The sequence below is a fragment of the Trinickia camelliae genome (assembly GCF_053525655.1).
The window spans coordinates 165,728-190,959 of record NZ_JBCHAA010000001.1 but is presented as its reverse complement, the minus strand read 5'-3'; the positions used below and the strand labels follow the sequence as shown (position 1 = coordinate 190,959).

The window sequence follows — 25,232 nt, the reverse complement described above, 5'->3', positions numbered from 1 at the left end:
TCCTTAGAAGTGAAGGCCCGGCGAGACGCTCGCGGGCATTTGCAGTTGTGCGCTTTCGACCGAGGCCATCGGGTACGCGCAGTAATCGGCTGCGTAGTAAGCGCTCGGGCGATGGTTGCCCGAGCGTCCGGTGCCGCCGAACGGCGCAGCGGACGACGCCCCGTTGGTCGGCCGGTTCCAGTTGACGATGCCGGCGCGGATCGTGCGCTGGAAATGCGTCCAGGTGGCCTCGTCGTCGGCGAGCAGGCCCGCCGAGAGGCCGTAGACGGTGTCGTTCGCGCGCTCGATCGCTTCGTCGAAGCTCGAGTAGCGAACGATTTGCGCCAGCGGTCCGAAGTGTTCTTCGTCGGGCAGATCGCTGACCGCCGTGACATCGAGAATCGCCGGGCTCACGAAACCGAGCCGCGGGTCGCGCTGCTCCATCGTCAAGAGCGCCTTGGCGCCGCTCTCGATCAAACGGCTTTGCGCCTGAACCAGCTTCGACGCCGCGCGCGCCGACACCACCGCGCCCATGAACGGCTGCGGATCGGCGTCGTAGAGGCCATACGCGATGCGCGAGCTGACTTCGACAAAACGCGCGAGGTAGCGGTCGCCGAACGCGTTGCTCGGCACGAAGATGCGCCGGGCGCACGTGCAGCGCTGCCCCGCCGACAGGAACGCCGACTGGATCGTGTGATGCACGGCGGCATCAATATCGTCGACATCGGCGACGACGAGCGGATTGTTGCCGCCCATCTCGAGCGCGAGCACGATCTCGGGACGTCCGCCGAACTGCTTGTGCAGGAGCGTGCCGGTGTCCGAGCTGCCCGTGAAGAAGAGGCCGTCGATCTGCTTGTGATTCGCGAGCGCGATGCCCGTGTCCTTCTCGCCCTGCACGAGATTGAGCACGCCTGCGGGCAGGCCCGCGTCGCGCCACACTTCGACCGTTGCGCGCGCAACGTCCGGCGCGAGCTCGGACGGCTTGAACACGACCGCGTTGCCGGCGATCAGCGCGGGCACGATGTGCCCGTTCGGCAAATGGCCCGGGAAGTTATACGGCCCGAACACGGCGACGACGCCATGCGGACGGTGGCGCAGCACGGCCACGCCATCGGCCATCGGCGCGCGCTTCTCGCCGGTGCGCTCCTGGTACGACGTGATCGAGATCTCGACCTTCGCCGCCATCGTCGCGACTTCGGTACGTGCTTCCCACAGCGGCTTGCCGGTCTCGCGGCCGATCGCGTGCGCGATCGCTTCCTTGCGTTCGGTCAAGAGCGCGGCGAAGCGGCGCGCGATGGCGCAGCGCTCTTCGAAGCTCACCGCCGACCACTTCGCGAATGCGCGGCGCGCGCTTTTTACAGCACGATCGACGTCATCGGCCGACGCGCTCTTGCCTTCCCATACGGTCGCGCCCGTGCCCGGATTGCGCGACGCAAAAGCGGGGCCGCTCGCGGCGGCCCATTCGCCGTCGATAAAGAGTTCTTGAGTCATGGTCATCCTTGCTTTGATTTGAGCGGCAACACGCGCACGGGGTCGCCTGCTTTGACATCGAGCGCAGCCGCTTCTTCAGCGGTCAAACGGAACACGCCTTCATCGGCCAATCCCGCCGCCACACCCACACGAAAATCGCCAAGCGACGTATTCGACACGAGCGAACGCGGCGCATCGGCCGCCGCCGAAACCGCACTGATCTCGACCGGCACCACGACGCTCTCGCGCACCGTGCGCAAGTCCGCGATATGGCATTCGAGGACAGGGCCCGCGTCGAAGATGTCGACGTGGTTCTGATAGCGCAGCCCTTCGGCTTCGAGCATCTTGCGCGCCGGCGCCGTGTCGCGATGCGTGACGCCGACGCAGTCCTGCGCCTCCTGCGGCAGCAAGTCGACGTACACCGGATAGCGCGGCATCAGCTCCGCAAGAAACGACTTGCGGCCATGCGCGCTCAGATAATCGGCCGCGTTGAAATCGATCTGATAGAAGTGCGAGCCGACCGAGCGCCAGAACGGCGACGTGCCGTCATCGTCGAAGTGCCCGCGCAGCTCGGCGCAGATCCGTTCCGGAAAGCGGTCGCGGAACTGCGCGATGAACATGAAGCGCGAACGCGACAGCAAGCCGCCGACGCCGCCCGTCCGGTAGCGCGGGCTCAAGAACAGCGAGCACACCTCGGCATAGCCCGTGAGGTCGTGCGAGATGTTGAGCGCCGACATCCGCGTCCACACGCCGAGATCCTGGCTCGCATGCACGACCGTGCTCACGCGATAGTTGTAGAACGGCTGCTCGAGGCCGACTTGCGTCTCGATGCCGCAAACGCCCGCGACGTCGCCCGTCGCGGTGTCTTCCATCACGAAGAAGTAGCCCGCCTCGTAGGGCGCGGCGTGCCCGTCCATTGTCTTTTGCGAGCGGGCGATGCGCGCGGCGAGCGCGTCGCGGTCGGGCTTGAAGGTCGTGAGGCCCGGCCCGGTCTCCTGGGCGAGCGAGACGAGCGCGTCCACATCGCTCGGCTTGACGACGCGAACGACGATCATTGTCCAACTCCTTGCTGGTTATCCGTGTCGGCTTCCGACTCGCGCTGATGCAGCGGAACACAGCGCACCGCATCGCCGTCCTGCACGCCGAGCGCGGCACGCACGGCGCTTGTGAGCGGCGCGCCCGACGCGCGTTCTTGCGGCAGCTCCGCCAGCACGCAGCGGAAGTCGCCCGCGCGGTTGTTGCTCGACACGAGGTAGGTCGTGGCCGATGCATCGCTAGACCCCGCGCTCTCATGCACGGTGCGCGTTTCGTTGCGCGCGACGCACGCGCTGCGATCGACCTGCGCCGTCAGCACCGGACCCGCGTCGAAGATATCGACGTAGCGATCCGGCTCGAAGCCCTCTTCGAGCTGAATGTCGTAGGCGAGCAGCGCATGCTCGTCAGGCTCGCCGAGCACGCGCTGCGCCGCTTCCGGCAACAGCGGCACGTAGAGCGGATAGCTCGGCATCACCTCGGCGATGAACGTGCGGCTGCGGCCGCCCGACGCGAGATCGACATCCGTGAAGTCGCGGCCGAAGAACTTGCGGCCCACCGCTTCCCAGAACGGCGACACGCCGTTCTCGTCGGTCACGCCGAGCAGCAGCGAAAACACTTCGGGCGTGAAGCGCTTGCGGTTCGCGGCGATATACATCATCCGCGCACGCGACATCAGGTGCGCGGCCGCATCGCCGCGCAGCGTGGGGTCGATATAGAAACCCGCGAGGCGGCTCTTGCCGGTCAGCTCGTGCGACATCGTCAACGCGTGGATCTTGCGGTTCACGTGCAGCTCGCGCGACGCGTGAATCAGTGCGTCGTTGCGGAAGGCGTAGAACGGCTCGGAGTAGCCGGCCGCGGCGACGACGCTCGCCGTGCCGAGCAGCTTGCCGCTCGCGCCGTCTTCGAGCACGAACAGATAGAACTCCTCGCCCGGAAAATCGACATCCGCGCGAAACGAGTCCTCGGACAGCGCGACGCGCGCCTCCAGCGCCTTCCTGTCGCGCGGCAGCGAATGCAGCACGGGCTGCGCGGTGCGCGCCATGTGTTCGAGCGCATCGAGATCGGACAGTCTTCCCGGGCGTACGTAGAGCATCATCGTTCCATTGTTTGAGTGAACCGCATCAGAAGCCGCGCTCGCGAAAAGCCAGGCGCGGCACCGGATGCGTTACTTGGCGTGCGCTTCGTTCGTCGCGCCGACCACTTCTTCGATGGCCTTCGCAAGACGCGCGAAGCCTTCGTCGATATCGGCCTGCGGGATGATCAGCGACGGCGCGAAACGCAGCACGTTCGGGCCGGCGATCAGCAGCATCGCGCCATGCTTGGCAGCCGCGTTCACGAAGTCCTTCGCACGGCCTTCGTATGCGCTCGTCAACTCAGCGCCGATCAAGAGGCCCTTGCCGCGCACTTCCGTGAAGATGCCGAAGCGCTCGTTCAACTCGGCGAGCTTTGCCTTGATCGCGGCGCTGCGCTGTTGCACGCCTTCCAGCAGCGCCGGGGCGCTGACGAGTTCGACGACCTTGTCCGCGATCGCCGCACCGAGCGGATTGCCGCCATACGTCGTGCCGTGCACGCCGACCTTGAAGTGCGCGGCGACTTCCTTCGTCGTCAGCATCGCGCCGATCGGGAAGCCATTGCCGAGCGACTTGGCCGTGGTGAGGATGTCCGGCGTCACGCCCGTGTCCATGTACGCGTAGAAATGACCCGTGCGGCCGACGCCCGTTTGCACTTCGTCAAAAATCAGCATCGCGCCGTGCGTGTCGCACGCCTCGCGCAGCGCGCGCAGGAACGCCGGATCGGCGGGAATCACACCGCCTTCGCCCTGGACCGGCTCGACGATGACCGCGCAGGTCTTCGGGCCGATCGCCTTCTTGGCGGCTTCGATATCGTTGTACGGCAGGTGGATGATGCCGGCCGGCTGCGGGCCGAAGCCTTCCGCATATTTCGGCTGGCCGCCCACGCTGACCGTGAAGAACGTGCGCCCGTGGAACGACTGCGTGAACGACACGATCTCGTACTTGTCCTCGCCATGACGCTCGACTGCCACGCGACGCGCGAGCTTCAAAGCCGCTTCGTTCGCTTCGGCGCCCGAGTTCGCGAAGAACGCGCGATCCGCGAACGTCAGTTCTTCGAGGCGTTTCGCCAGACGCAGCACCGGCTCGTTCGTGTACGCATTGCTGACGTGCCACACCTTCTCGCCCTGCTCGCGCAGCACGCGCAGCAATTCCGGATGCGAGTGGCCGAGCGCCGTCACCGCAATGCCGCCGGTGAAGTCGATATAGTCGCGGCCCTGCGTGTCCCAGACGCGCGAGCCCTCGCCGCGGTCCGGCACGAAGGCGGCGGGCGAGAACACCGGCACCATCACTTCGTCGAAGGTCTGGCGGTTCACAGTCAGGTCGTTCATGGCAAATCCTCGTTGGACAGATTTCAGTAGTGTAGGAAACGGATCGCGCATCGTCTTGCGCATACGCGACGCAAAATATCGGGGTTCTAGTCACACCAATCACGGCCCTTCGGGCCGCTCGATCATCGCGCCCGCGCGCGGCTCGCCTGCATGGCCTTTCGCGGCACCGTCGGGCGCGCCGCCGTGCTGCTTTTCGATCCAGTTGCGGCGATCCTCGCGCGGCGTCACGCCGAAGCGCTCGCGATACGCATTCGAGAAATGCGCCGCCGACGAAAACCCGCACGCCAGGCTCACCTGCACGACCGATTTGCTCGTGCGCTGCAGTTGCGTGCGCGCTTTCAGAAGGCGCAGGCCGAGGTAGTACTTCGACGGCATCGAGCCAAGATATTGGCGAAAGAGGCGTTCGAGCTGACGGCGCGACACGCCGACGAGGTTCGCGATTTCATCGGTCGTGAGCGGGTCTTCGGTGTTCGCTTCCATCAGCTGCAGCGCATCGTTCAATCGCGGATGCCGCTCGCCGGGCGCGGTGACGAACGGAATGCGCTGGCGCTCTTCGCCGGCTCGCAACACGCCGACGCCGAGCGCATCGGCGATCCGCTCCGCGAGTTCCGGACCGTGGTCCCGCTTGATCATCGCCAGCATGAAGTCGACGGTCGCCTGACCGCCCGCGCAGGTCGCGCGATCGCGGTCGATTTCGAAGATCTGCTGCGTGACAATCGAGCGCTCGAACTGCTCGGTGAACTGCTGATAGGTTTCCCAGTTGACGCTCACGCGATAGCCGGAGAGCTGCCCCGCCATCGCGAGCCACCAGACGCCGTGATGGATGCCGGTGACGAGCGGCGTGCGCTGCCCCACTCGCGCGAGGCTGGCGAGGAAAAGGCGGTAGTCGGCGAATTGCTGGAAGCGCTCGGAGACGAGGATCAGCCAGTCGCAGGCAATGCCGTCGTTGAACGCGGTATCGGCGGGCCACAGCGCGCCGCCCGAGAGCGGCACGGGCCGCCCGTCCCACGAACAGACTTGCCAGCGGTACAAGAGGCGCCCGTCGATCTCGTTGGCGAGCGTGAGCGCATCGACGATCGGCCCGATGCCCGACATCGAGACAGGCGGCAACGCGACGATCGCCACCTGCGTCGCGTGTGCGGGGCTTGTGGGCCGGACCATCAGCGGCACGGCAAAAGAAGTACGGCGTCCTGCATGGAACCGGGGACGCCGCTTACTTCAGGCTGCCCGAGAGGAATTGCTTCAAGCGCTCGCTCGTGGGCTGCGTGAGCACGATCTTCGGATCGCCCTCTTCCTCGGTGCGCCCTTGATGCAGGAACATCACGTGGTTCGACACGTTGCGCGCAAAGCCCATCTCGTGGGTCACGACGATCATCGTGCGGCCTTCTTCGGCGAGCTTCTGCATCACCTTCAGCACTTCGCCGACGAGCTCCGGGTCGAGCGCCGAAGTCGGCTCGTCGAACAGCATCACGTCGGGGTTCATGGCGAGTGCACGCGCGATCGCAACGCGCTGCTGCTGGCCGCCCGACAAATGCGACGGATATTGCTTCTCGACGCGCGGCGCGAGCCCCACCTTCTCCAGATACTGCCGCGCGCGTTCCTCGGCTTCCTTGCGCGGCACGCCGAGCACGTGGATCGGCGCTTCGATCACGTTCTCGAGCACGTTCATGTGCGCCCACAGATTGAAGTGCTGGAACACCATCGAGAGCTTGGTGCGGATGCGCTGCAACTGCTTGTGATCGGCGACTTCGAGATTGCCCGCGCGATCGGCCTTGGTCTTCACGGCCTCGCCGTCGACGAAGATCTGCCCCGCGTTCGGCCGCTCGAGAAAGTTGATGCAGCGCAGGAACGTGCTCTTGCCCGAGCCGGATGCGCCGATGATGCTGATGACGTCGCCGGCCTTGGCGTTCAGCGACACGCCCTTGAGCACTTCGTTGTCGCCGAAGCGCTTGTGGATGTCGCGCGCCGAAAGTTTGATGGCGGCGGATGCGGTGGTGGATGTTGGGGTCTGGGACACCATGCTCTCCCGTATATTTCAGTGGCGGCCGACGGCCAGATACGCGAGCCAGTGCTTTTCAGCGCGCCTGAACGCCGCGACGAGTGCGAACGATACAGCAAGATAGATCAATGCGGCGATGCCGAACGCCTGGAACGACATGTACGTGGCCGAATTGGCGTCGCGCGCGACCTTCAGGATGTCCGGCACGGTGGCCGTGAAGGCGACGGTGGTCGCGTGCAGCATCAGGATCACCTCGTTACTGTACAACGGCAGTGCCCGGCGCAAGGCCGACGGCAGGATGATGCGCCGGTACATCGTGAACCACCCCATGCCGTAGGCGCGCGCCGCCTCGATCTCGCCGTAGTTCGTCGCCTTGATCGCGCCCGCGAAAATCTCGGTCGTGTAGGCGCCGGTGTTCAGCGCGAACGCGAGAATCGCGCAGTGAAAGCCGCTGCGGAAAAACGCGTCGAGCAGCTCATGCGAGCGCACGACTTCGAGGCTGTAGACGCCCGTGTAGATCAGCAGCAGCTGCACGTAGAGCGGCGTGCCGCGAAACACGTAGGTGTAGAGGCGCACCGGCGTCGAGAGCCAGCGCTTCTTCGACACGCGCGCCACCGCGAGCGGCACCGCCATCATGAAGCCGATGGCGATCGACGCCACCAGGAGCCATGCCGTCACGGCGAGCCCGGAGAAGCGCTGGCCGTCCCAGTAGAGAAACGCCTGCCCGAATTGCGAAAGGATCTCGATCATAGTTCCGCGTGCCTCACGCCGATGGAATAGCGCTTTTCGAGCCAGATGAGCACGACGTTCGACACCGTCGTGATCGCGAGGTAGATGAGCGCCGCAACGAGGATGAAAAAGAACATGTTGAAGGTGCTCTTGCCGGCGTCCTGGGCCGCCTTGACGACGTCGGCGAGGCCGATGATCGACACCAGCGCCGTCGCCTTCACGAGCACCTGCCAGTTGTTGCCGATGCCCGGCAGCGCGAAGCGCATCATCTGCGGAAACATGATCCGCACGAACACGCGCATGCCGCTCATGCCGTACGCGCTGCCCGCCTCGAGCTGGCCGCGCGGCACGGAAAGGAAGGCGCCGCGGAACGTCTCGGTGAAGTACGCGCCGTAGATGAAGCCGAGCGTGAGCACGCCGGCGAGGAACGGGTCGATGTCGATCTGATCCCAGCCGAGCGCGTCGGTCATCTGGTTCACCGCGATCTGGATGCTGTAGAACAGCAGCAGCATCAGGACCAGATCGGGCACCGAGCGGATCAGCGTCGTATAGGCGGTCGCCGTGGACCGCAGCACGCGGTTGTGCGAGAGCTTCGCGACCGCGCCGAAGAGACCAAGCAGCACGGCCACCGCCAGCGACAGCGCCGACAGCTCGATCGTCTTGATGGTGCCGGCCAACAGCACCGGGCCAAAGCCGTAGAGGAACACGCGCGTCTCCGTCTGTGGTTGGGGTTGAGTGGGCGGATACTCGCAAGCGAAATTAAATTGCTCAATCTGAAAGGAAAGACCGTGTTGCGGCGCAGCATGCCGCACACCGCCGCGGGGACGGACGGCAAATGCCCGTGGCAACGATGATTTCGGTCTAGTCCGAGCGGTGCGCCTCGCGGTTCGCGGCGCTGCCCGCGCCGCGTTTTTGCAAGTTTTGGGTCGCTTTTTCGATATTCAGCGCCCGCGGATCACATCCGAGCGGGAGGTCGTGTACACCAGGCCGTCCGGCGCAAAGTGGACGTTGAAATACGCATCCTGATTGACGCCGCCTTCGAACCAGTGCCAGCTCCACACGGTCTCCGGCTTGAGCCGATAGACGGCGATCTCGGACGGTTTGCCGAGCAGTTCGCGGACTTCGTCCTCGCTCATGCCGATGTGGATCTTCGCGAAGTTGGCGGCCGTCAGCACCTGCGTGACCGCCTTCAGCCGGCCATCAGGGCCGATATCGACCATGAAGGTTTTCAGGCCTGCCGGGCCGCGCGGATATTCGAGGCGTTTGGCGCCGTTGGGAAAGTCGCGCTCCGTTTCAGGGCGCCCCATCTGGTCACGGATCTGCGCTTCGGTCGTGACGCCGGGCGTCAGCCCTCGCAGCAGCATCGATTCCGGTTTGATCGAGTTGAACCACTCTTTGAGTTTTTGCACGTCGAGGTCGCTTTGTCGATCGTCGCATGCGGTGAGCGCCAAGGACGCGCACAGCATCGCGGCGGTGAGGAGCCGGATACGCGATTGGCTACGAATTCGCATCGGTGGGGAATTTGGGGCCCGTCATGGCCGATAGGATAACGGCTGAGTAGCGGCTGGGATAGCTGTTGGGACAGTGGCTGGCAGCATTGCGCCTGCCGAAAAAACGAAACCGGCCGTCACATAGCGTAGGCGGCCGGTAAGCGCTTGAAGCGCGACGCAAAAGATACGTCGGCAAAACTGGCTGGACACAGGGCCGATCGGCGTCAAGAAATTCGCAGCGTCTTCCGCGTGCGGTGGCGAGAACCAAGCGTCCTTGCCTGCGCGCACTCCCCTCGGATGTGACCTCTGCTCGCGGTCGTCTAGCCTTAGTGCGATGTGTGCGATGTCGTGTCCAGTGCAATTAATTTAGACGTATCGCCGCGCTCCAGCCAGAGAGTGTTTACACCGAATCAGATGATTATTTCGCTGTTCGAACGGTAATGTTTTCCGGATGCCTCGTGCGGCGCGGGCGAGAGCCCGAATGCGGCCAGCCGTGTCGCGCGATGCGTAGGTTCAGCGCGTCGATTCGGTTTCGGATTTGCGGCCGACGCTGTGCACCGGCACCACAGCCGGCACCGCGGCAGGCACGTGCTCGTCCGCCTGCGCCAGCGCGTGCCGGCGGCTGCGGCGCAGCTCGGCGAGCTGCCAGGAACCGAGCGCGAGGCAGCCGAACAGCACCTCGCGCATCCGCTTGACGAGCGCAAGCGAGAGCGCGACGTCGTGATTGACGCCGAACATCTGGGCGAGCAGCACCACCGCCACTTCCTGAATGCCGAGCCCCGCCGGCACGATGAACGCCGCGTGGCGCACGGCCTGCGTCAGCGCTTCGATCGCGAGCGCGCCGCCGATCGACACCGGATGGCCCAGCATCGCGAGCGCCCAGTAAGTTTCGAGCGCGCCGATCACGTAGCCGGAGAGCTGCCAGAGGAACGAGCGGAACACGAGGCCGGTGTTGCACATCAGGGCGTCGATTTCCGCATCGAGGCGCTTGCCGTCGATGCCTTGCAACAGACGATGCTCGCTGCCGAGCACGCGAGTCGCGAAGCGCTCGATGGCATGGAACACGCCGCCGCGGCGCAAGAGCAAAACGGCGAGCACGGGCAACGGCAGCGACAGCAGCAACGCGAGACCGATCGACGTCGCGCCCCCGTTGTTCGTGGACGCGATGATGAGCACGAGCCCGAGTGCCGAGAACGCGTATTGGACGGCGATCGTCACCAGCACTTCGACGATCACCGATGCGGTGACGAAGCTCGCATCGCGCACGCGCCAGCGCGCCAGCCGGATGCCGACGATTTCGCCGCCGATGCCCGCCGAGGGCAACAGCCGCGACACCGCTTCGCGCACGGTCGCGACCCACCAGAGGAAAGGAAGCGACGCGCGGCGCGCTAGCAGCAAATGCCAGGCGTACGCATCGAGCAGGAGCGGCAGCGCATGGAACGGCACGAGCCAGAGCAGCACGAACCCGGCTTGGCCGATCACGTGCATCACGTCGCCGACGCCTTCCTTCAGCACGAGCGCGATCAGGATCGCGATGCCGACCGGCCAGCCGGCGCGCTTGACCCACGCCATCATGACGCGCGGGCTCCTTGCACGGCCGCTGCCTGTACCCGGCCCTTGCCGAACACGTCGGCGAAACCGCCGCGCGAGCCCGGGCCGATGCCGGCCGCAGCGAGCGCCGCCGCGACGCGCGGCGAGAGCAGCGCGTCGAGTTCGTCGGCGTGGCGGTAAGCGTGCATTGACGGAGTGAGCGCTTCACCCGCCTCGGCCGGATGGCAGTAGATCTCGCCGACGCCGCGCGGCAGGCGCGCGATCGCGTCGAGCAGCACGGCTTCGTCCATACCGCCCGTGTTGGCGATGCCGACGACGTAATCGTTGTGCGCGATCCCGGCGCGCGCGAGGCGCGAGCGCACGAGCGCGATCCACGGCTTGATCCACCACGGCTCGTTCGCCTCGGCGGGCAGCCGCACGGCGGCGAGCCCGTACTCGCGGCCGATCGACAGGATCAGCGACAAAATCGTCGGATGCAGATGGAAATGCTTGTGCGTGTTGACGTGATCGAGCGGCAAGCCGGTCGCGGCAAACGCCGCGAATTGCGCGCGGATCTCGCGGGCAAGCTGCGCGCGGACGTGGGGAAGAAAAAAGAACCGGAAGCCGTCGCGCACCATGTTGTCGCCGAAGCGGCCGTCGGGGCCGACGAGCGCCGGAATCTCGGCGTGCGGCAAGGTCGCCGCGCCGTCGGCGAGCACGAGGTGCAAGCCAACGCGCAAGGTCGGCAGCGCGCGTGCGCGCTCGACCGCATCCTGCGCCGCCGGCGCGCTCACCATCAAGCTTGCTGCGGTGAGCACACCATCGCGATGCGCCCGCTCGACCGCTGCGTTGACGCGCTCATGCAGGCCGAAGTCGTCGGCCGTGAAAATCAGCGCGCGTTCAGCCGATGCCGGCAACGAAGACGCCGGTCTCGTCGAAGACATCCCGCTTTACGCCTCGTGCGCGCGCAGGAAGCGGAAGAACTCCACGCCTTCGCGCAGACGCCGCTTCATCATGTCCCAGCTCATCAGCATTTCGCGCACGATTTCCCAGATCTTCGACGGGCGGAAGTAGAACTGGCGATAGAACTGCTCGAGGTGGTGATAGATCTCGTCGCGCGACAGATGCTGATAGCCGATCGCCGCCAGCTGCACGCCTTCCTTGCTCACGAGGTTGATGGTCTTGTTCTCTTCCATCCAGCCGTTCTCGACGGCCTGCTTGTAGAGCGTCGTGCCCGGATAGGGCGCGGCGAGCGACACTTGGATCGTGTGCGGATTGATTTCCTTCGCGTACTCGATCGTCTTCTTGATCGTTTCCTTCGTCTCGCCCGGCAGGCCGAGGATGAAGGTGCCGTGGATCTTGATGCCGAGCTTCTTGCAGTCCGCGCTGAAGCGGCGCGCGAAGTCCGTGCGCACGCCCTTCTTGATGTTCACGAGGATCTGGTCGTCGCCGGATTCGAAGCCCACGAGCAAGAGGCGCAGGCCGTTTTCCTTCATGACCTTGAGCGTCTTGTACGGCACGTTCGCCTTCGCATTGCACGACCACGTCATGCCGAGCTTGCCCAGGCCGAGCGCGATTGCTTCGGCGCGCGGCAGGTCGTCGGTGAAGGTGTCGTCGTCGAACATGAGTTCCTTGACTTCCGGCATGTTGTCGCGGATCCACTTCGCTTCCTCGAGCACGTTCTCGACCGAGCGCGTGCGGTAGCGGTGGCCGCTGACCGTCTGCGGCCACAGGCAGAAGGTGCAGCGCGACTTGCAGCCGCGGCCCGTGTAGATCGAGACGTACGGGTAGTTCAGGTAGCCGATGAAGTAGTTGTCGATCTTGAGATCGCGCTTGTAGATCGGCGCGACGAACGGCAGCTCGTCCATGTTCTCGAGGATCGGACGCGCCTCGTTGTGCTCGATCGAGCCGTCTTTCGCGCGCCAGCTCAAACCCTTGATCTCGGCGAACGGCTTGCCTTCGGCGATTTCCTTGCAGGTGAAATCGAATTCTTCGCGGCAGACGAAATCGATCGCTTCGGTCGCCGTGAGCGAGTTGTGCGGATCGACCATCACCTTCGCGCCGACCATGCCGACCAGGATCGACGGTTTGTGCTTCTTCAGGTCTTGCGCAAACATCGCATCCGTCGGGAACGACGGCGTGCTCGTGTGGATGAAGACGAGGTCGTACTGCTCGGCGATCTTGAGCGTTTCCTCGACGGACATGCCGTCCGCGGGCGCATCGATCACGCGGCTGCCCGGCACCAGTGCGGCGGGCTGTGCGAGCCACGTCGGATACCAGAACGAACGGATTTCGCGCTTCGCTTGATAACGCGAACCGGCACCGCCGTCGAAGCCGTCATAGGACGGGGCCTGCAAAAACAGCGTTTTCATGAGTGCTCCGGCAACTTGCATGGGGCTTGAATAAATGATTGAGAACTTTAAACCAAGGAACCTTATGCGAACCTTATGTGCGACTCATGCGCGATAAGACTCGATAAGGTTCGGGCGGCCGGCTGCGCCGACCGCCGCTATCCGAATATGTCTACGAACCGTCCGACCCTTCGACCACGGACGCCCGCGTCGCGCCGACCACCGGCACGCGCGCACCGCGCCAGACCACGTAGGAGCCGAATGCGGCGACGAGCCATTGCAGCGCGAGCAAGACGTCGCGCAGCGGCACGAGCGGCAAATCGCGCCAGAACGTGCCGTTCTTGCCCTGCCACGCGCTCTTTGCATGCAACGCGACGCGCGCGAGCACACCCGCGCCGGTGCTGGCCAACAGCACGATATCGCGCACCGAACCGTTGAGCCCTTCGAAACCGTGCGCGAGCAGCGCGCCGGCCAGAAGCCACGGCGTCGTGAACGTGATGAACAGGAACGCGAAACCAAGCGGATTGATCGAGCGGATCGTGCGCAGCCAGCGCGTCTCGCGCAGCCAAAGCGTTGCCAGATCCGGCTCGACGACGTCGGTGGCGACCGTCACCTCGGACAGCACCGTCGAGAGGCCGAGCCGGCGTACGTGCTCGGCGAGCCAGTAGTCGTCGGCGAGATCGTCCTTCAACGACTCGAAACCGCCGATTTCCTCGAGCGTCGAGGCGCGCAAGGCGAGCGTGGCGCCGAAGCCGAACTCGGTCGAGCCGCCCGCGTGCGCGACGCACACCGAGGGCGCGAACCATTCGTTGATGAAGAGCGCGCCGACGCGCGGCCAGAAGCCGCCCACGCTGACCGCGCGGTACAAGCACGTGACGATGCCGACATTGCGGTCCGCGAGCGGCGCCGTGACGGTCTCGAGGTAATCGGGCTCGACCGCGATGTCGCTGTCGGCCACGATGATCACCTCGTGCTTCGCGCGCGAGACCATGTTGATCAGGTTGCTCACCTTCAGGTTCTGGCCGTACACGCGCGAATCGACGACCAACTCGATATCGTGCGACGGGTACGCCGCCTGCAGCCGGCGCACGACCGCGATGGCCGGATCGGCCGGCGAGGACACGCCGAACAGCAACTGGAAGCGCGGATGGTCCTGTTCGCAGAAGGTCGCGAGATTCTCGTAGAGGCGAGGCTCGGCGCCGCACAGCGGCTTGAGCACGCTCACCGACAGCGGCGCGCTCGCGCGGCCGCGGCGCCGGCCACGCTGCACCGCGCTTGGGCCCGCCGTAAAGGCGGCTGCCGCTATCACCGCATAGATCGTCGCCACACAGCACAGCAGGACCAGAAGCCAGTCAGACACGGAAGACACCGTCATTGCCCGCCCCCCCGGGTGCGCATGACGCGCGCGGCCGCCGCCCTGCCGGGCGCCTGGCTGTTCAAATTGTGACAAAACACGTTCGCTGCTCCTTCGTTCTGCGTGCGGTCGCGGGCCCGGTCCGGCTTGGGCACGGCACGCGGCCGGTATCCGGCTTTGCGGTGCGGGCGCAGCGAGCGCAACGCGACAGAATGCAAAAGCATGGGACTAGCCAGCGATTCATTGGAGCAATTCGATAGGCAAGCCGTCGGCAAGATGCTTTCTATTCTGTTGATGCGGAGCAAGGCTGCGAATGCAATAGGTTCTCGAAAGGACGCGCGCAAGATACCACGCGTTCAATCGATTGAACGGAAACCGCAAGTTGGTTCTTGGAATCGTGAAATTTTAGCAGGACATCCGTGAAAACGCTGAGCTGCCCTCGTAAACTTCTGAAACAGTGTTTCCGTGCGACGCCATCAATCGTCGGAGATGACGCGCCGAATCCGTCGAAGCCCGCCGGAAAGCCCGTCTGGCGGGCTTTTGCGACGCGCCACCGAGCCCGCCTGCCGGCTTCCTCGCTTGGGCACCCGATTAAACCCGTCTTGACAATAGCCCTATTTTTCCCACGGGATTAGCGTTGTTCGTCGATTCCAAACGGCGGCATCGATTATTGGGGCCAGCAAGCGTGCGGCGAAACAATCTGTCCCGAGTTCGACTGCGGCGACCCCGGCCAAACCAGCATCCCTGCTGGGCCCATGGGCTTGCCGGGCCCGCCAGCAGGCGCGCGCGCCCTTTGGCACAATCGGGCTCTACCTGGCGCCGCCGGGTTCGCTCCGCGGGTTCGTTCCGCTTAGGCCGCACGCCGGCCGCCCGAGCGGACCGCGGCGCACGAACCCCACCGGACCCGCCTCATGATCCCGTTTTCCGTCCTCGACCTTTCCCCGATCGCCGCCGGTTCGACTGCCTCGCAGGCGTTCGCGAACACGCTCGACCTCGCGCAGCACGCCGAACGCTGGGGCTACCTGCGCTACTGGCTCGCCGAACATCACAACATGACCGGCATCGCGAGCGCGGCCACGGCCGTCGTGATCGGCCACGTGGCGGGCGGCACGAAGACGATCCGCGTCGGCTCGGGCGGCGTCATGCTGCCGAACCACGCGCCGCTCGTGATCGCCGAGCAGTTCGGCACGCTCGCCTCGCTCTACCCCGGCCGCATCGACCTCGGACTCGGCCGCGCGCCCGGCACCGACCAGACCACCGCCCGCGCGCTGCGGCGCGATCTCATCAACAGCGCGGAATCGTTTCCGGACGACGTCGTCGAACTGCAGCGCTACTTCGCGCACCCCGTGCCCGGGCAGCGCGTGCGCGCGGTGCCCGGCGCCGGGCTCGAGGTGCCGATCTGGCTGCTCGGCTCGAGCCTCTTCTCCGCGCAACTGGCGGCGGCGCTCGGACTGCCGTTCGCGTTCGCGTCGCATTTCGCGCCCGACCACCTGCTTGCCGCGCTGCGGGTCTATCGCGCGCAGTTCCGTCCGTCGGAAGTGCTGGCCAAGCCGTATGCGATGGTCGGCGTCAATGTGTTCGCCGCCGAGACCGAAGCCGAGGCGCAACGGCTCTTCACCTCGCTGCAGCAGCAGTTCGTGAACCTGCGGCGCGGCACGCCCGGGCAGCTGCAGCCGCCCGTCGAGCGGATCGACGCCTCGGAAATGGAGCTGGCGAGCGTCGCGCACTCGCTCGCGTATTCGGTAGTCGGCTCGCGCGACGCCGTGCGCGCCGGGCTCGCGTCGATCATCGCCGAGACCGGCGCTGACGAACTGATGATCACCGCGCAGATCTACGACCACGTCGCGCGCCTGCGCTCGTTCGAGATCGCAGCGCACGTGCGCGAGGAGCTGGTGGCGGGCTAGCGCGGGTGGCGGCCTAGTGCGCCGCCAGCCAGTCGAGCAGCGCCTTGTGGAACGCAGGCGGGTCCTCCATTTGCGGCGCGTGCCCGTAGTCGGAAAACGCGACGAGCGTCGCATGCGGAATCGCCGCCTGCGTCGCCTTCGCGAGTTCCGGATAGCGGCCGATCTTCGCGCGCACCTCGGGTGGCGAGACGTCCTTGCCGATTGCCGTCGTGTCCTTGTCGCCGATGATCAAGAGCGTCGGCATCGACAGGTTGCCGAGCTCATAGACGACCGGCTGCGTGTAAATCATGTCGTAGAGGAGCGCCGAATTCCACGCGACGATCTCCTTGCCCGGCCCCCGATACATACCCGCGAGCATCTGCACCCACGGTTCGTAGTCCGCTTTCCATTGCCCGGCGTAGTAGGTCGCCTGTTCGTAGCGGCGGATGCCGTCGGCCGTCGTCTTCAGTTCGCGCGCGTACCACTCGTCGACGGTGAGCGGCGGCACACCCTTCGCTTTCCAGTCCTCGAGGCCGATCGGGTCGACCAGCACGAGCTGCTGCGTGTCGTGCGGATACATGAGCGCATAGCGGATCGCGAGCATGCCGCCCGTCGAATGGCCGACGATCGTCGCCTGCGTCACGCCGAGCGATTCGAGCAGCGCGTGCGTGTTGTGGGCGAGTTGCTGGAAGCTGTACTGGTAGTGCGCGGGCTTGGTCGATTTGCAAAAGCCGATCTGGTCGGGCGCGATGACGCGGTAGCCGGCCGCTGCGAGCGCTTTGATCGTGTCGCCCCAGGTCGCCGCGCAAAAGTTCTTGCCATGCAAGAGCACGACGGTGCGGCCGTTCGGCGTGTCGGGCTTCACGTCCATGTAGGCCATGGAGAGCGCCTCGCGCTGCGACGTGAACGTGAAATGCGCAACCGGCGCCGGGTACGTGAAGCCCTCGAGCTCGGGACCGTACGCGGGGCCGTCGTTGTTGTCGGCGGCGCTCACGGGCGATGACAGCAACGACGCGACAGCGCAAACAGCGGGCAATAGGAAGGCAAGCAAACGGCGGCAATTGACGATCATGATGGCGGAGTGCGCGACGGGAGAACGAAGGAACGAGGGGCGATTGTAGCGACGCCCGGCTGATGGCCGCCTTGAAGTCAGCCGCCGCGCGGATGGCCGCCCCGCGTATGCACGCCCCCCCCGGACGGCCGGCCCACGTATCCTCACGCTCAAGAACAAACGCAGAACAGGAGCCCCGATGCACACCGTCGCCATCGCGATCTTTCCCGGCGTCCAGGCGCTCGACGTCACGGGCCCGATGGATGTCTTCGCCGAGGCCAATGGCTTCATCGCGCCGCAGGAGCGCTACGAAGTGACCGTGCTCGCCGCGACGGAAGGCCCGCTGCGCGCGTCGAACGGCATCAGCCTCGCTGCCGACACGACCTTCGAGCGCGCCCCGCGCCATTACTCGCTCGCGCTGATCGCGGGCGGCCCCGCCCTGCCTGAAGTAGCGCCCGAGTCCCCGCTCGTCGACTGGCTCGCGACCGTCGCCGCGCAGTGCGAGCGCTACGGCTCGGTCTGCACCGGCGCGTTCGCGCTCGGACACGCGGGCCTGCTCGACGGCCGCAACGTGACGACGCACTGGCAGCACGCGGCCCAGCTCGCCGAGCAGTTTCCGCGCGCCAACGTCGATTTCGACCGGATCTATCTGCGCGACGAGCGGCTCGTGACATCGGCCGGCGTGACGGCCGGCATCGATCTCGCGCTCGCGCTGGTCGCCGAGGATCACGGGCCGCAGGTCGCGCTCGCCGTCGCCAAGCGGCTCGTGGTGTTCGCGCAGCGGCAAGGCGGCCAGTCCCAATTCAGCCCTTACTTGACGGCCCCCGCCGACGACACGTCGCCCGTGGCGAAAGTCCAGGCGCACGTGATGCAGCACATCGGCGAGCGTTTCACGGTGCAGCAGCTCGCGAAGGTGGCGGGCATGAGCGCGCGCAACTTCGCGCGCGTGTTCGTACAGGAGACCAACATCACGCCGCATGAATTCATCGAACGCGCGCGCGTGGACGCTGCGCGCAAGCTGCTGGAAAGCGGCGGCGCGGCGCTCAAGGCGATTGCCTACGACTGCGGCTTCGGCAATCCCGACCGCATGCGCATCGTCTTCACGAAGCGCATCGGCGTGACGCCGATGCAGTATCGCGAGCGGTTTCGCTCGCCGTGAGCGGGGTCACAGCCACCTCACGGCCAGCTCGCGTCCGCGAGGCAATCGTCAACCGCGAGCTTCACGTTGCCCGGGTCTCTCGTATCGTTGGGAACGAAGACCTGATTGACCGCCGATTGAGGATACGAGACGTCGCTCTTGCACACCATGCTCTGCCCCGGGCCGATGACGACTTCAGCGCCGACTTTCAAGCGGCACTGCTTCACGCGATTCAATGCGCTGAATTCCGGGCAAATCGCGTTTGCCGCGCGATAAGCAGGCACCGGCCCCGCCGGCGGACTGAATGACCACCAGCGCCCGTATTGCGAATTCTGATTGGCGTTGTCCCACACGCGATACACCGTCAAAGGCTGTTGCACCTTGAAGACTTTCGCGTCGCATAGTCCGCCTTGCCCGGCCGGATAGACCGCTTGCTTGAGCAGGCTGTCGTCCGTCACTTCGACGAGCCCGTAGGGCACGTTGATCGAGCCGGTGCATGCGGCCGATTCGGTGAGCGGCCCTCCTCCGCCACCGCTCGGAAACTGAGCACACCCCGCCAGCACTCCCACCACGCAAATCAACAGCGACCATTTATTTTTCATATCGCCCCCAGATAAATTCAAATGGCGTGTTTTCGGTTTTCATTCCGTAAGAAATGAAACTCCGGTAATGCGTATTGCTTTGCGCCTGTCGCTTATCCGTGTGCCGCTATTTGTCTGAAAATTAGCTTAGTACACGCACCTGCGTTCGAAAAGCGTCTTCGCGCACAGACAGCCGCCCCGCCCTTCGCTCAACTTGCTTGCGGCCGCGCGCCATCGCGGCGCCTCTCGTCTACAGAAAAACGCGACTACCCGCGCCGCGCGTTTCGGTGCTACAACGCTTTAATCCGTGTGAAAAACAACGACTAAAGACCAAGCGCCGCAATGGGGGCTACCAAGAAGATGGCTTTAGGAGACGAACATGGAGACATCGCCCCGGCTCAACCTGATCCAACGCCAGACGCTTGCGATCGTGCTTGCGGGCGGCCGCGGCACCCGGCTCGGCCCGTTGACCAACAAGCGCGTCAAGCCGGCCGTCCACTTCGGCGGCAAGTACCGGATCATTGATTTCGCGCTGTCCAATTGCCTGAATTCGGGCATCCGGCGCATCGCCGTCGTGACGCAATACAAGGCCCATTCGCTGTTGCGCCACCTGCAGCGCGGCTGGGGTTTCCTGCGCGGCGAGTTCAACGAGTTCATCGACCTGTGGCCCGCGCAGCAGCGCGTCGAGGGCGCGCACTGGTATCGCGGCACCGCCGACGCCGTGTTCCAGAACCTCGACATCATCCGTTCGATGGGACCGAAGTACATCGTGGTGCTGGCCGGCGACCACATCTACAAGATGGACTACATGCGCATGCTGATCGATCACGCCGACAGCCAGGCCGACTGCACCGTCGGCTGCATCGAGGTGCCGCGCATGGACGCGACCGCGTTCGGCGTGATGGCCGTCGACGCGTCGCGCCGCGTAACCGGCTTCGTCGAAAAGCCGAAGGACCCGCCCGCGATGCCGGGCCGCCCCGACATCGCGCTCGCGAGCATGGGCATCTACGTGTTCAACGCCGACTACCTGTATTCGCTGCTCGAAGAGAACATTTCGAGCCACGGCACCGACCACGACTTCGGCAAGGACATCATTCCGCGCGTCGTCACCGTCGGCAATACGATCGCGCATCCGTTCTCGATGTCGTGCGTGTCGTCGGATGAGAGCGTCGAGCCGTATTGGCGCGACGTGGGCACGATCGACGCGTACTGGGCGGCCAATCTTGATCTCGCTTCGACGATTCCGGCGCTCGATCTGTACGACAACACTTGGCCGATCTGGACGCATATGGAGCAGTTGCCGCCCGCCAAGTTCGTGCGCGACCTCAAGGGCGAGCAGGGCCTCGCGACGAATCTGCTCGTCTGCGGCGGCTGCGTGATCGTGGGCTCGCAGGTATCGCGCACGGTGCTGTCGTCGAGTGTGCGCGTGAAGTCGTTCTGTCATCTCGATGAGGCAGTCTTGTTGCCGCAGGTGCAGGTGGGCCAGGGGTGCCGCTTGAAACGCGTGGTCGTCGACCGCGGCTGCACGATTCCCGACGGCACGGTGATCGGCGAGGACCCCGCGCTCGACAACGAGCGCTTCTACCGGACCGAAGCCGGCATCGTGCTCGTCACGAGCGACGCGCTCGCGCGGATCAAGAGTTAAGCCGCTGGAGCACGGAACCACTGGCACGGAACCCCTCATCGCCACCTTCTCAGGACACGCATTAGCGGAGCCAAGCCCATGACGATTCGCGCGCTGCACGTCGCAAGCGAGCTGTATCCGTTGCTGAAAACCGGAGGGCTCGCCGATGTCGTCGGCGCGCTGCCGCCCGCCCTGATGGAGCACGGCGCCGACGTGCGCGTGCTGCTGCCGGGCTTTCCTTCCATCGTCGCGGGCTTGGCGGACCTGACGCCGGTCGCCACGCTCGAACCGCGCTTCGGCGCGCGGGACGTGCGCCTCGAATACGGCACGCTGCCCGCCAACGACGTCGGCATCTACGTGATCCGCGCCGATTCGTTCTACGACCGCGGCGGCAGCCCCTACCTCGACACCGCGCAGGTCCCGTACGGCGACAACGCACAGCGATTCGCCTTGCTCGGCTGGGTAGCGGCGCTCATGGCCCAGCATCTCGATCCGGACTGGAAACCCGACATCGTGCACGCGCACGACTGGCACGCGGGGCTCGCGCCGGCCTATCTGAAAGCGGCCGAGCGCCGGCTCGGCAAGCCGCTGGCGCACTCGATCGTCACCGTGCACAACCTTGCGTACCAGGGGATTTTTCCGGCGGCGCTGTTCAGCCAGCTCGGCCTGCCGGAAGATTTCTTCGACATGCACGGCGTCGAGTTCTACGGTCAGCTCTCGTTCCTCAAAGCGGGCCTGCACTTCGCCGATCGCATCACGACCGTGAGCCCGACCTACGCGCGCGAGATCCGCACCGTCGCGCAAGGCGCCGGGCTCGACGGGCTGCTGCGCGGCCGCACGCATGAGCTCACGGGCATCCTCAACGGCGTCGACTACGCGGTGTGGAGCCCGGCCGAGGACGAAACGATCGCCGCGACGTACACGGCGGCCAAGCTCTCCAAGAAAGGCGTCTGCAAGACGGCCTTGCAGGCGCGTCTCTCGCTCGCCCAGAAAAGCGACGCGCTGCTCATCGGCGTCGTTTCGCGGCTGACCGAGCAAAAGGGCCTCGACCTGCTGCTCGAAGTGCTGCCCGAGATCGTCAAGCGCGGCGGCCAGCTCGCCGTGCTCGGCAGCGGCGAACCGGCGCTCGAGGCGGGGCTGCTGCGGGTTGCGCAAGCGCATCCCGATGCGGTCGCGGTCCAGCTCGGCTTCGACGAAGCGCTCGCGCATGCGGTCATCGCGGGCAGCGACGTGGTCGCGGTGCCGTCGCGCTTCGAGCCGTGCGGACTCACGCAAATGTACGCGCTGGCCTACGGGTCGCTGCCGCTCGTGCATTGCGTCGGCGGCTTGGCGGACACGGTCGTCGATGCGTCGCTCGAAAACCTCGCCGACGATCTCGCCACCGGCTTCGTGTTCCACCATTTCGAGCCGGCCTCGATCACGGCGGCGATTCGGCGCGCGTTCGCGCTCTACGAACGGCGCAAGGAATGGAAGGCGGTGCAGCGCCGCGCGATGGCGCAGGACTTCGGCTGGGGCGCATCGGCACAGCACTATCTCGCCCTCTATCGCGAACTGGTTTGACGCGAGCGCAAGCGGCGGCCGAGGTCCGGCCTGACGCGTGCAAAACGCACCGGCCGCCTGCTGATCCGCTGACGCGGCGCAACAATTTCGACGCCTAGGCCCTTTGCGCCGGCCGAAAGTCTAGGTATTGTTATTTGGTATGCGGCGGTGCGGCGCGTCCGTGGCGGTCGCGGCTACTAGACAAAACGGTCCGCTCCGGGCGCGTCCGGTTGATGCATCGCAGCGTTGCCCAAGCGCAAGCCCGCATCGCCAAGCCGCCTCCGGCACAGCCCAGGCACAAGGGTGCCCCGCCCTTCGAACCTACAGCGCGCATGGCGCAGCGAAGTCAATTATGAAAAACGTCCTCAGCATCCAGTCGCACGTCGTGTTCGGCCACGCAGGCAACGGCGCATCCGTGTTCCCGATGCAGCGGCTAGGCGTCAACGTCTGGCCGCTCAACACGGTCCAGTTCTCGAATCACACGCAGTACGGTCACTGGGCCGGCACCGCGATCGACGCGTCGCAAATGCAAGAGCTCGTCGAAGGCATCGGCGCGATCGGCATGCTTCGGCGCTGCGACGCCGTGCTCTCCGGCTACCTCGGCTCGCCCGAGCAGGCCGAGGCGGTGGTCGAAATCGTGCGCGCGGTAAAGGCGACCAATCCGCACGCGTGGTACTTCTGCGACCCCGTGATGGGTCAGACGGGCGGCTGCACCGTCGAACCCGGCATTCAGGAGTATCTGGTCAACACGATGCCGGAAGTGGCCGACGGTCTCGCGCCGAATCACAGCGAGCTGCAAAAGCTCGCGGGACGCAAGATCGAAACGGTCGAAGAAGCGGTGCAGGCGTGCCGCGAAATCATCAAGCGCGGACCACAGGTGATTCTCGTGAAGCACTTGCTCGACCGCAACAGCCTCGCTGACCGCTTCAACATGCTCGTTGTCACGGAGAACGAAGCGTGGATGGGTCAGCGGCCGCTCTATCCGTTCGCGCGGCAACCGGTCGGCGTGGGCGACCTGACGAGCTCGGTGTTCGTCGCGCGCCGCCTGCTTGGCGACTCGGTGCGCGCGGCGTTCGAACATACGCTCGCGGCTGTGCATGCGGTCGTCAAGGCGACCTTCGATGCGGGCCGCTACGAGCTCGAGATCATCGCCGCGCAAAACGAAATTGCTCAGCCGAGCGAATGGTTCGGGGCGTGGGTGACGGACGCGGCTTGATTTAACGCTCGGCGCAAAGCCGCCGCGCCACCTTCAATCCAGCCTGAACTGCCCCACCGCGCTCGCGAGCTGCACCGCCTGCGTCTGCAGCGCCGATGCAGCCGCGGCCGATTCCTCCACCAACGCCGCATTCTGCTGCACCATCTCATCGAGCTGCGACACCGCGCGATTGACTTCCTGAATCCCGCGCGTCTGCTCGTCGGCGGCGTTCGTGATCTCGGCCATGATGGTCGTCACGCTCGACACGTTGCTGACGATTTCCGTCATCGTGTCGCCCGCGCGCCGTACCTGGCTCGAGCCTGAAGACACGCTGTCGATCGTCGATTCGATCAGCGACTTGATCTCCTTGGCCGCCTGCGCGCTGCGTTGCGCGAGGCTGCGCACCTCGCCCGCGACCACCGCGAAGCCGCGGCCCTGCTCGCCCGCGCGCGCCGCTTCGACGGCCGCGTTGAGCGCGAGGATGTTGGTCTGGAACGCGATGCCGTCGATCACGCCGATGATGTCGCCGATCTTGCCCGACGCCGTTTCGATCGTGCCCATCGTGCTCACCACTTCCGACACGACCGCGCCGCCGCGCGAAGCGACCGCCGAGGCCGAGCCCGCCATCTCGTTCGCCTGGCGCGCGGCGCTCGCCGATTGCGTGACGGTCGACGTGATCTCTTCCATCGACGCCGCCGTCTGCTGCAAGCTCGCCGCTGCCGATTCCGTGCGGCCCGAGAGGTCGAGGTTGCCCGCCGCGATTTCGTCCGCCGCGACGCGCACCGATTCGCTCGTATCGCGGATCTGACGCATCACGTGGTTGAGCTTGTCGACGAACGTGTTGAACGAGCGCGCGATCTGCGCGACTTCATCACGGCCGTCCGACGGCAGACGCTGAGTCAGGTCGCCCGTGCCCGAACCGATCGAATCCATCGCGTCGCGCACGAGCGAGAGGCGCTTGAAAGCGGTCGCGGTGATCGCGCTCACGATGGCCGCCGCGAGCCCGACGATCACGATCAACGCGATCGCCGAGGTCGTCAGGAACGAGCGCATGCCGGCCGTGGCCTCGGACTTGTCGAGCGCGACGACCGTGATCCAGTCGGTGCCCGGCACGGCTTGGCCGCGCAGCAGCTTCGCCTGACCGTCGACATGCGCTTCGAGAGGACGATCGGCCGTCGTCAGCGATGCGATGTTCGCTACGCTCAAATCCGGCATCAGCTCGCTGACGGGCTTCAACGTGAGCTTCGAATCGGGATGCGCGACGATCGTGCCGCTCGCATCGAGCAGCATGCCGAAGCTCGAGGGCGTCGGATGAATCGACTTGACGTTGGCGATCACGCTGTCCATGTTCACGTCGCCCGACACCACCGCCTTCAACGCGCCGTCGCGCACGATCGGCACCGCGAACGTGACGACCAGCTTGCCCGAGCCCGCATCGACATACGGCGGCGTGACCACCGGCTTGCCTGCCGCAGCGGCCTGCTTGTACCACGGGCGGCCGGTCGGATCGTAATCGGCGGGCACGCCGGTCGGATCGGAGAACTTGGCGACTTTGTCGGCGGTGCCGACATAGACGTTCGTAAAGCCACCCGCCGTGGCGACTTGCTTGAAGGTCGGAACCGGGTCCGCGGTGAGCGCGACGTCTTCGAGCGAGACGATCGCCGCCGTCTTCGACGCGACCCAATCGCCGATACCGGCATCGTGTCCGTTGGCGAGCGCGATCAGGTTGTTGTTGATCGAATCGTTGTCGTACGAGCTGACGACGAAATAGTTGAGCGCGGCGTTCACGACGAGCGAGCAGACGACGATGGCAAGACAAGCTGCCAGCACGCGCGAGCGGATCGAATCAAACATTGGGGAGGGTTCCTTCCGACGAATAGGCG

Annotated in this window: 21 protein-coding genes; 5 read left to right on the top strand and 16 right to left on the bottom strand. The window is 65.6% G+C overall.

The features are described from left to right. Nucleotides 1-3: 3 nt before the first annotated feature. The 13 genes from astD to hpnI form a co-directional block, all read right to left on the bottom strand. Entirely contained in the window at nucleotides 4-1,470 is a 1,467-nt protein-coding gene (gene astD / locus AAHK20_RS00900; RefSeq protein WP_449179543.1) for a succinylglutamate-semialdehyde dehydrogenase, read from the bottom strand. Between the two features lie 2 nt (nucleotides 1,471-1,472). Next, complete coding sequence (astA, locus tag AAHK20_RS00895; RefSeq protein WP_449179542.1) at nucleotides 1,473-2,504, bottom strand: arginine N-succinyltransferase; 1,032 nt, start codon at nucleotides 2,502-2,504, stop codon at nucleotides 1,473-1,475. Then, entirely contained in the window at nucleotides 2,501-3,577 is a 1,077-nt protein-coding gene (gene aruF, locus AAHK20_RS00890; RefSeq protein ID WP_449179541.1) for an arginine/ornithine succinyltransferase subunit alpha, read from the bottom strand. Before aruF ends, astA begins: the two co-directional genes overlap by 4 nt. A 72-nt stretch (nucleotides 3,578-3,649) precedes the next feature. Then, a complete protein-coding gene (locus tag AAHK20_RS00885; RefSeq protein ID WP_449179540.1) occupies nucleotides 3,650-4,885 on the bottom strand; it encodes an aspartate aminotransferase family protein in 1,236 nt (411 codons plus the stop codon). Between the two features lie 99 nt (nucleotides 4,886-4,984). Beyond that, on the bottom strand, nucleotides 4,985-6,046 hold the full coding sequence (locus AAHK20_RS00880; protein ID WP_449179539.1) for a GlxA family transcriptional regulator: 1,062 nt from the start codon (nucleotides 6,044-6,046) through the stop codon (nucleotides 4,985-4,987). Between the two features lie 52 nt (nucleotides 6,047-6,098). After that, nucleotides 6,099-6,902, bottom strand: a complete 804-nt coding sequence (locus tag AAHK20_RS00875; protein WP_449179538.1) for an ABC transporter ATP-binding protein — start codon at nucleotides 6,900-6,902, stop codon at nucleotides 6,099-6,101. A gap of 18 nt (nucleotides 6,903-6,920) precedes the next feature. Then, nucleotides 6,921-7,634 carry an ABC transporter permease gene (locus AAHK20_RS00870; RefSeq protein ID WP_449179537.1) on the bottom strand — a complete coding sequence of 238 codons (714 nt, stop codon included), beginning with the start codon at nucleotides 7,632-7,634 and terminating at the stop codon, nucleotides 6,921-6,923. Further along, entirely contained in the window at nucleotides 7,631-8,320 is a 690-nt protein-coding gene (locus AAHK20_RS00865; protein WP_449179536.1) for an ABC transporter permease, read from the bottom strand. The genes AAHK20_RS00870 and AAHK20_RS00865 overlap by 4 nt, the downstream gene beginning before the upstream one ends. Before the next feature lie 234 nt (nucleotides 8,321-8,554). Beyond that, on the bottom strand, nucleotides 8,555-9,124 hold the full coding sequence (locus AAHK20_RS00860) for a hypothetical protein (protein WP_449179535.1): 570 nt from the start codon (nucleotides 9,122-9,124) through the stop codon (nucleotides 8,555-8,557). Between the two features lie 492 nt (nucleotides 9,125-9,616). Beyond that, on the bottom strand, nucleotides 9,617-10,678 hold the full coding sequence (locus tag AAHK20_RS00855) for a lysylphosphatidylglycerol synthase domain-containing protein (protein WP_449179534.1): 1,062 nt from the start codon (nucleotides 10,676-10,678) through the stop codon (nucleotides 9,617-9,619). Continuing rightward, nucleotides 10,675-11,577 (bottom strand): hopanoid biosynthesis-associated protein HpnK, encoded by a 903-nt coding sequence (gene hpnK, locus AAHK20_RS00850; protein ID WP_449179533.1) that lies wholly within the window; start codon nucleotides 11,575-11,577, stop codon nucleotides 10,675-10,677. Before hpnK ends, AAHK20_RS00855 begins: the two co-directional genes overlap by 4 nt. Nucleotides 11,578-11,583: 6 nt before the next feature. Then, nucleotides 11,584-13,005, bottom strand: coding sequence for a hopanoid biosynthesis associated radical SAM protein HpnJ (hpnJ, locus tag AAHK20_RS00845; protein ID WP_449179532.1), 1,422 nt, complete (start codon nucleotides 13,003-13,005; stop codon nucleotides 11,584-11,586). Nucleotides 13,006-13,156: 151 nt separating this feature from the next. Next, on the bottom strand, nucleotides 13,157-14,359 hold the full coding sequence (gene hpnI / locus AAHK20_RS00840; RefSeq protein WP_449179531.1) for a bacteriohopanetetrol glucosamine biosynthesis glycosyltransferase HpnI: 1,203 nt from the start codon (nucleotides 14,357-14,359) through the stop codon (nucleotides 13,157-13,159). Between the two features lie 890 nt (nucleotides 14,360-15,249). Here hpnI and AAHK20_RS00835 point away from each other — a divergent pair. Then, nucleotides 15,250-16,242, top strand: a complete 993-nt coding sequence (locus tag AAHK20_RS00835) for an LLM class flavin-dependent oxidoreductase (RefSeq protein WP_449179530.1) — start codon at nucleotides 15,250-15,252, stop codon at nucleotides 16,240-16,242. Nucleotides 16,243-16,255: 13 nt separating this feature from the next. Here the strand turns inward: AAHK20_RS00835 and AAHK20_RS00830 are convergent, their stop codons facing one another. Then, the gene (locus AAHK20_RS00830) at nucleotides 16,256-17,293 is read right to left on the bottom strand and encodes an alpha/beta fold hydrolase (RefSeq protein WP_449179529.1); all 1,038 of its coding nucleotides are present in this window, start codon (nucleotides 17,291-17,293) and stop codon (nucleotides 16,256-16,258) included. A 178-nt stretch (nucleotides 17,294-17,471) separates the two neighbouring features. Here AAHK20_RS00830 and AAHK20_RS00825 point away from each other — a divergent pair, with 178 nt between their 5' ends. Then, nucleotides 17,472-18,431, top strand: coding sequence for a GlxA family transcriptional regulator (locus AAHK20_RS00825; protein ID WP_449179528.1), 960 nt, complete (start codon nucleotides 17,472-17,474; stop codon nucleotides 18,429-18,431). Between the two features lie 17 nt (nucleotides 18,432-18,448). Here the strand turns inward: AAHK20_RS00825 and AAHK20_RS00820 are convergent, their stop codons facing one another. After that, nucleotides 18,449-19,012 (bottom strand): hypothetical protein, encoded by a 564-nt coding sequence (locus AAHK20_RS00820; protein ID WP_449179527.1) that lies wholly within the window; start codon nucleotides 19,010-19,012, stop codon nucleotides 18,449-18,451. A 358-nt stretch (nucleotides 19,013-19,370) separates the two neighbouring features. On the opposite strand from AAHK20_RS00820, the gene glgC reads away from it, so the two are divergent. From glgC to pdxY, 3 genes are all read left to right on the top strand, one after another. Next, nucleotides 19,371-20,636: a glucose-1-phosphate adenylyltransferase gene (glgC, locus tag AAHK20_RS00815; RefSeq protein WP_449179526.1), complete on the top strand. Its 1,266-nt coding sequence runs from the start codon at nucleotides 19,371-19,373 to the stop codon at nucleotides 20,634-20,636. 78 nt (nucleotides 20,637-20,714) lie between these two features. Further along, nucleotides 20,715-22,175 carry a glycogen synthase GlgA gene (gene glgA / locus AAHK20_RS00810; protein WP_449179525.1) on the top strand — a complete coding sequence of 487 codons (1,461 nt, stop codon included), beginning with the start codon at nucleotides 20,715-20,717 and terminating at the stop codon, nucleotides 22,173-22,175. Nucleotides 22,176-22,506: 331 nt separating this feature from the next. Next, entirely contained in the window at nucleotides 22,507-23,370 is an 864-nt protein-coding gene (gene pdxY / locus AAHK20_RS00805) for a pyridoxal kinase PdxY (RefSeq protein WP_449179524.1), read from the top strand. 33 nt (nucleotides 23,371-23,403) lie between these two features. On the opposite strand, the gene AAHK20_RS00800 is transcribed toward pdxY, so the two are convergent. Then, nucleotides 23,404-25,203, bottom strand: coding sequence for a methyl-accepting chemotaxis protein (locus AAHK20_RS00800; protein ID WP_449179523.1), 1,800 nt, complete (start codon nucleotides 25,201-25,203; stop codon nucleotides 23,404-23,406). Nucleotides 25,204-25,232: the final 29 nt, after the last annotated feature.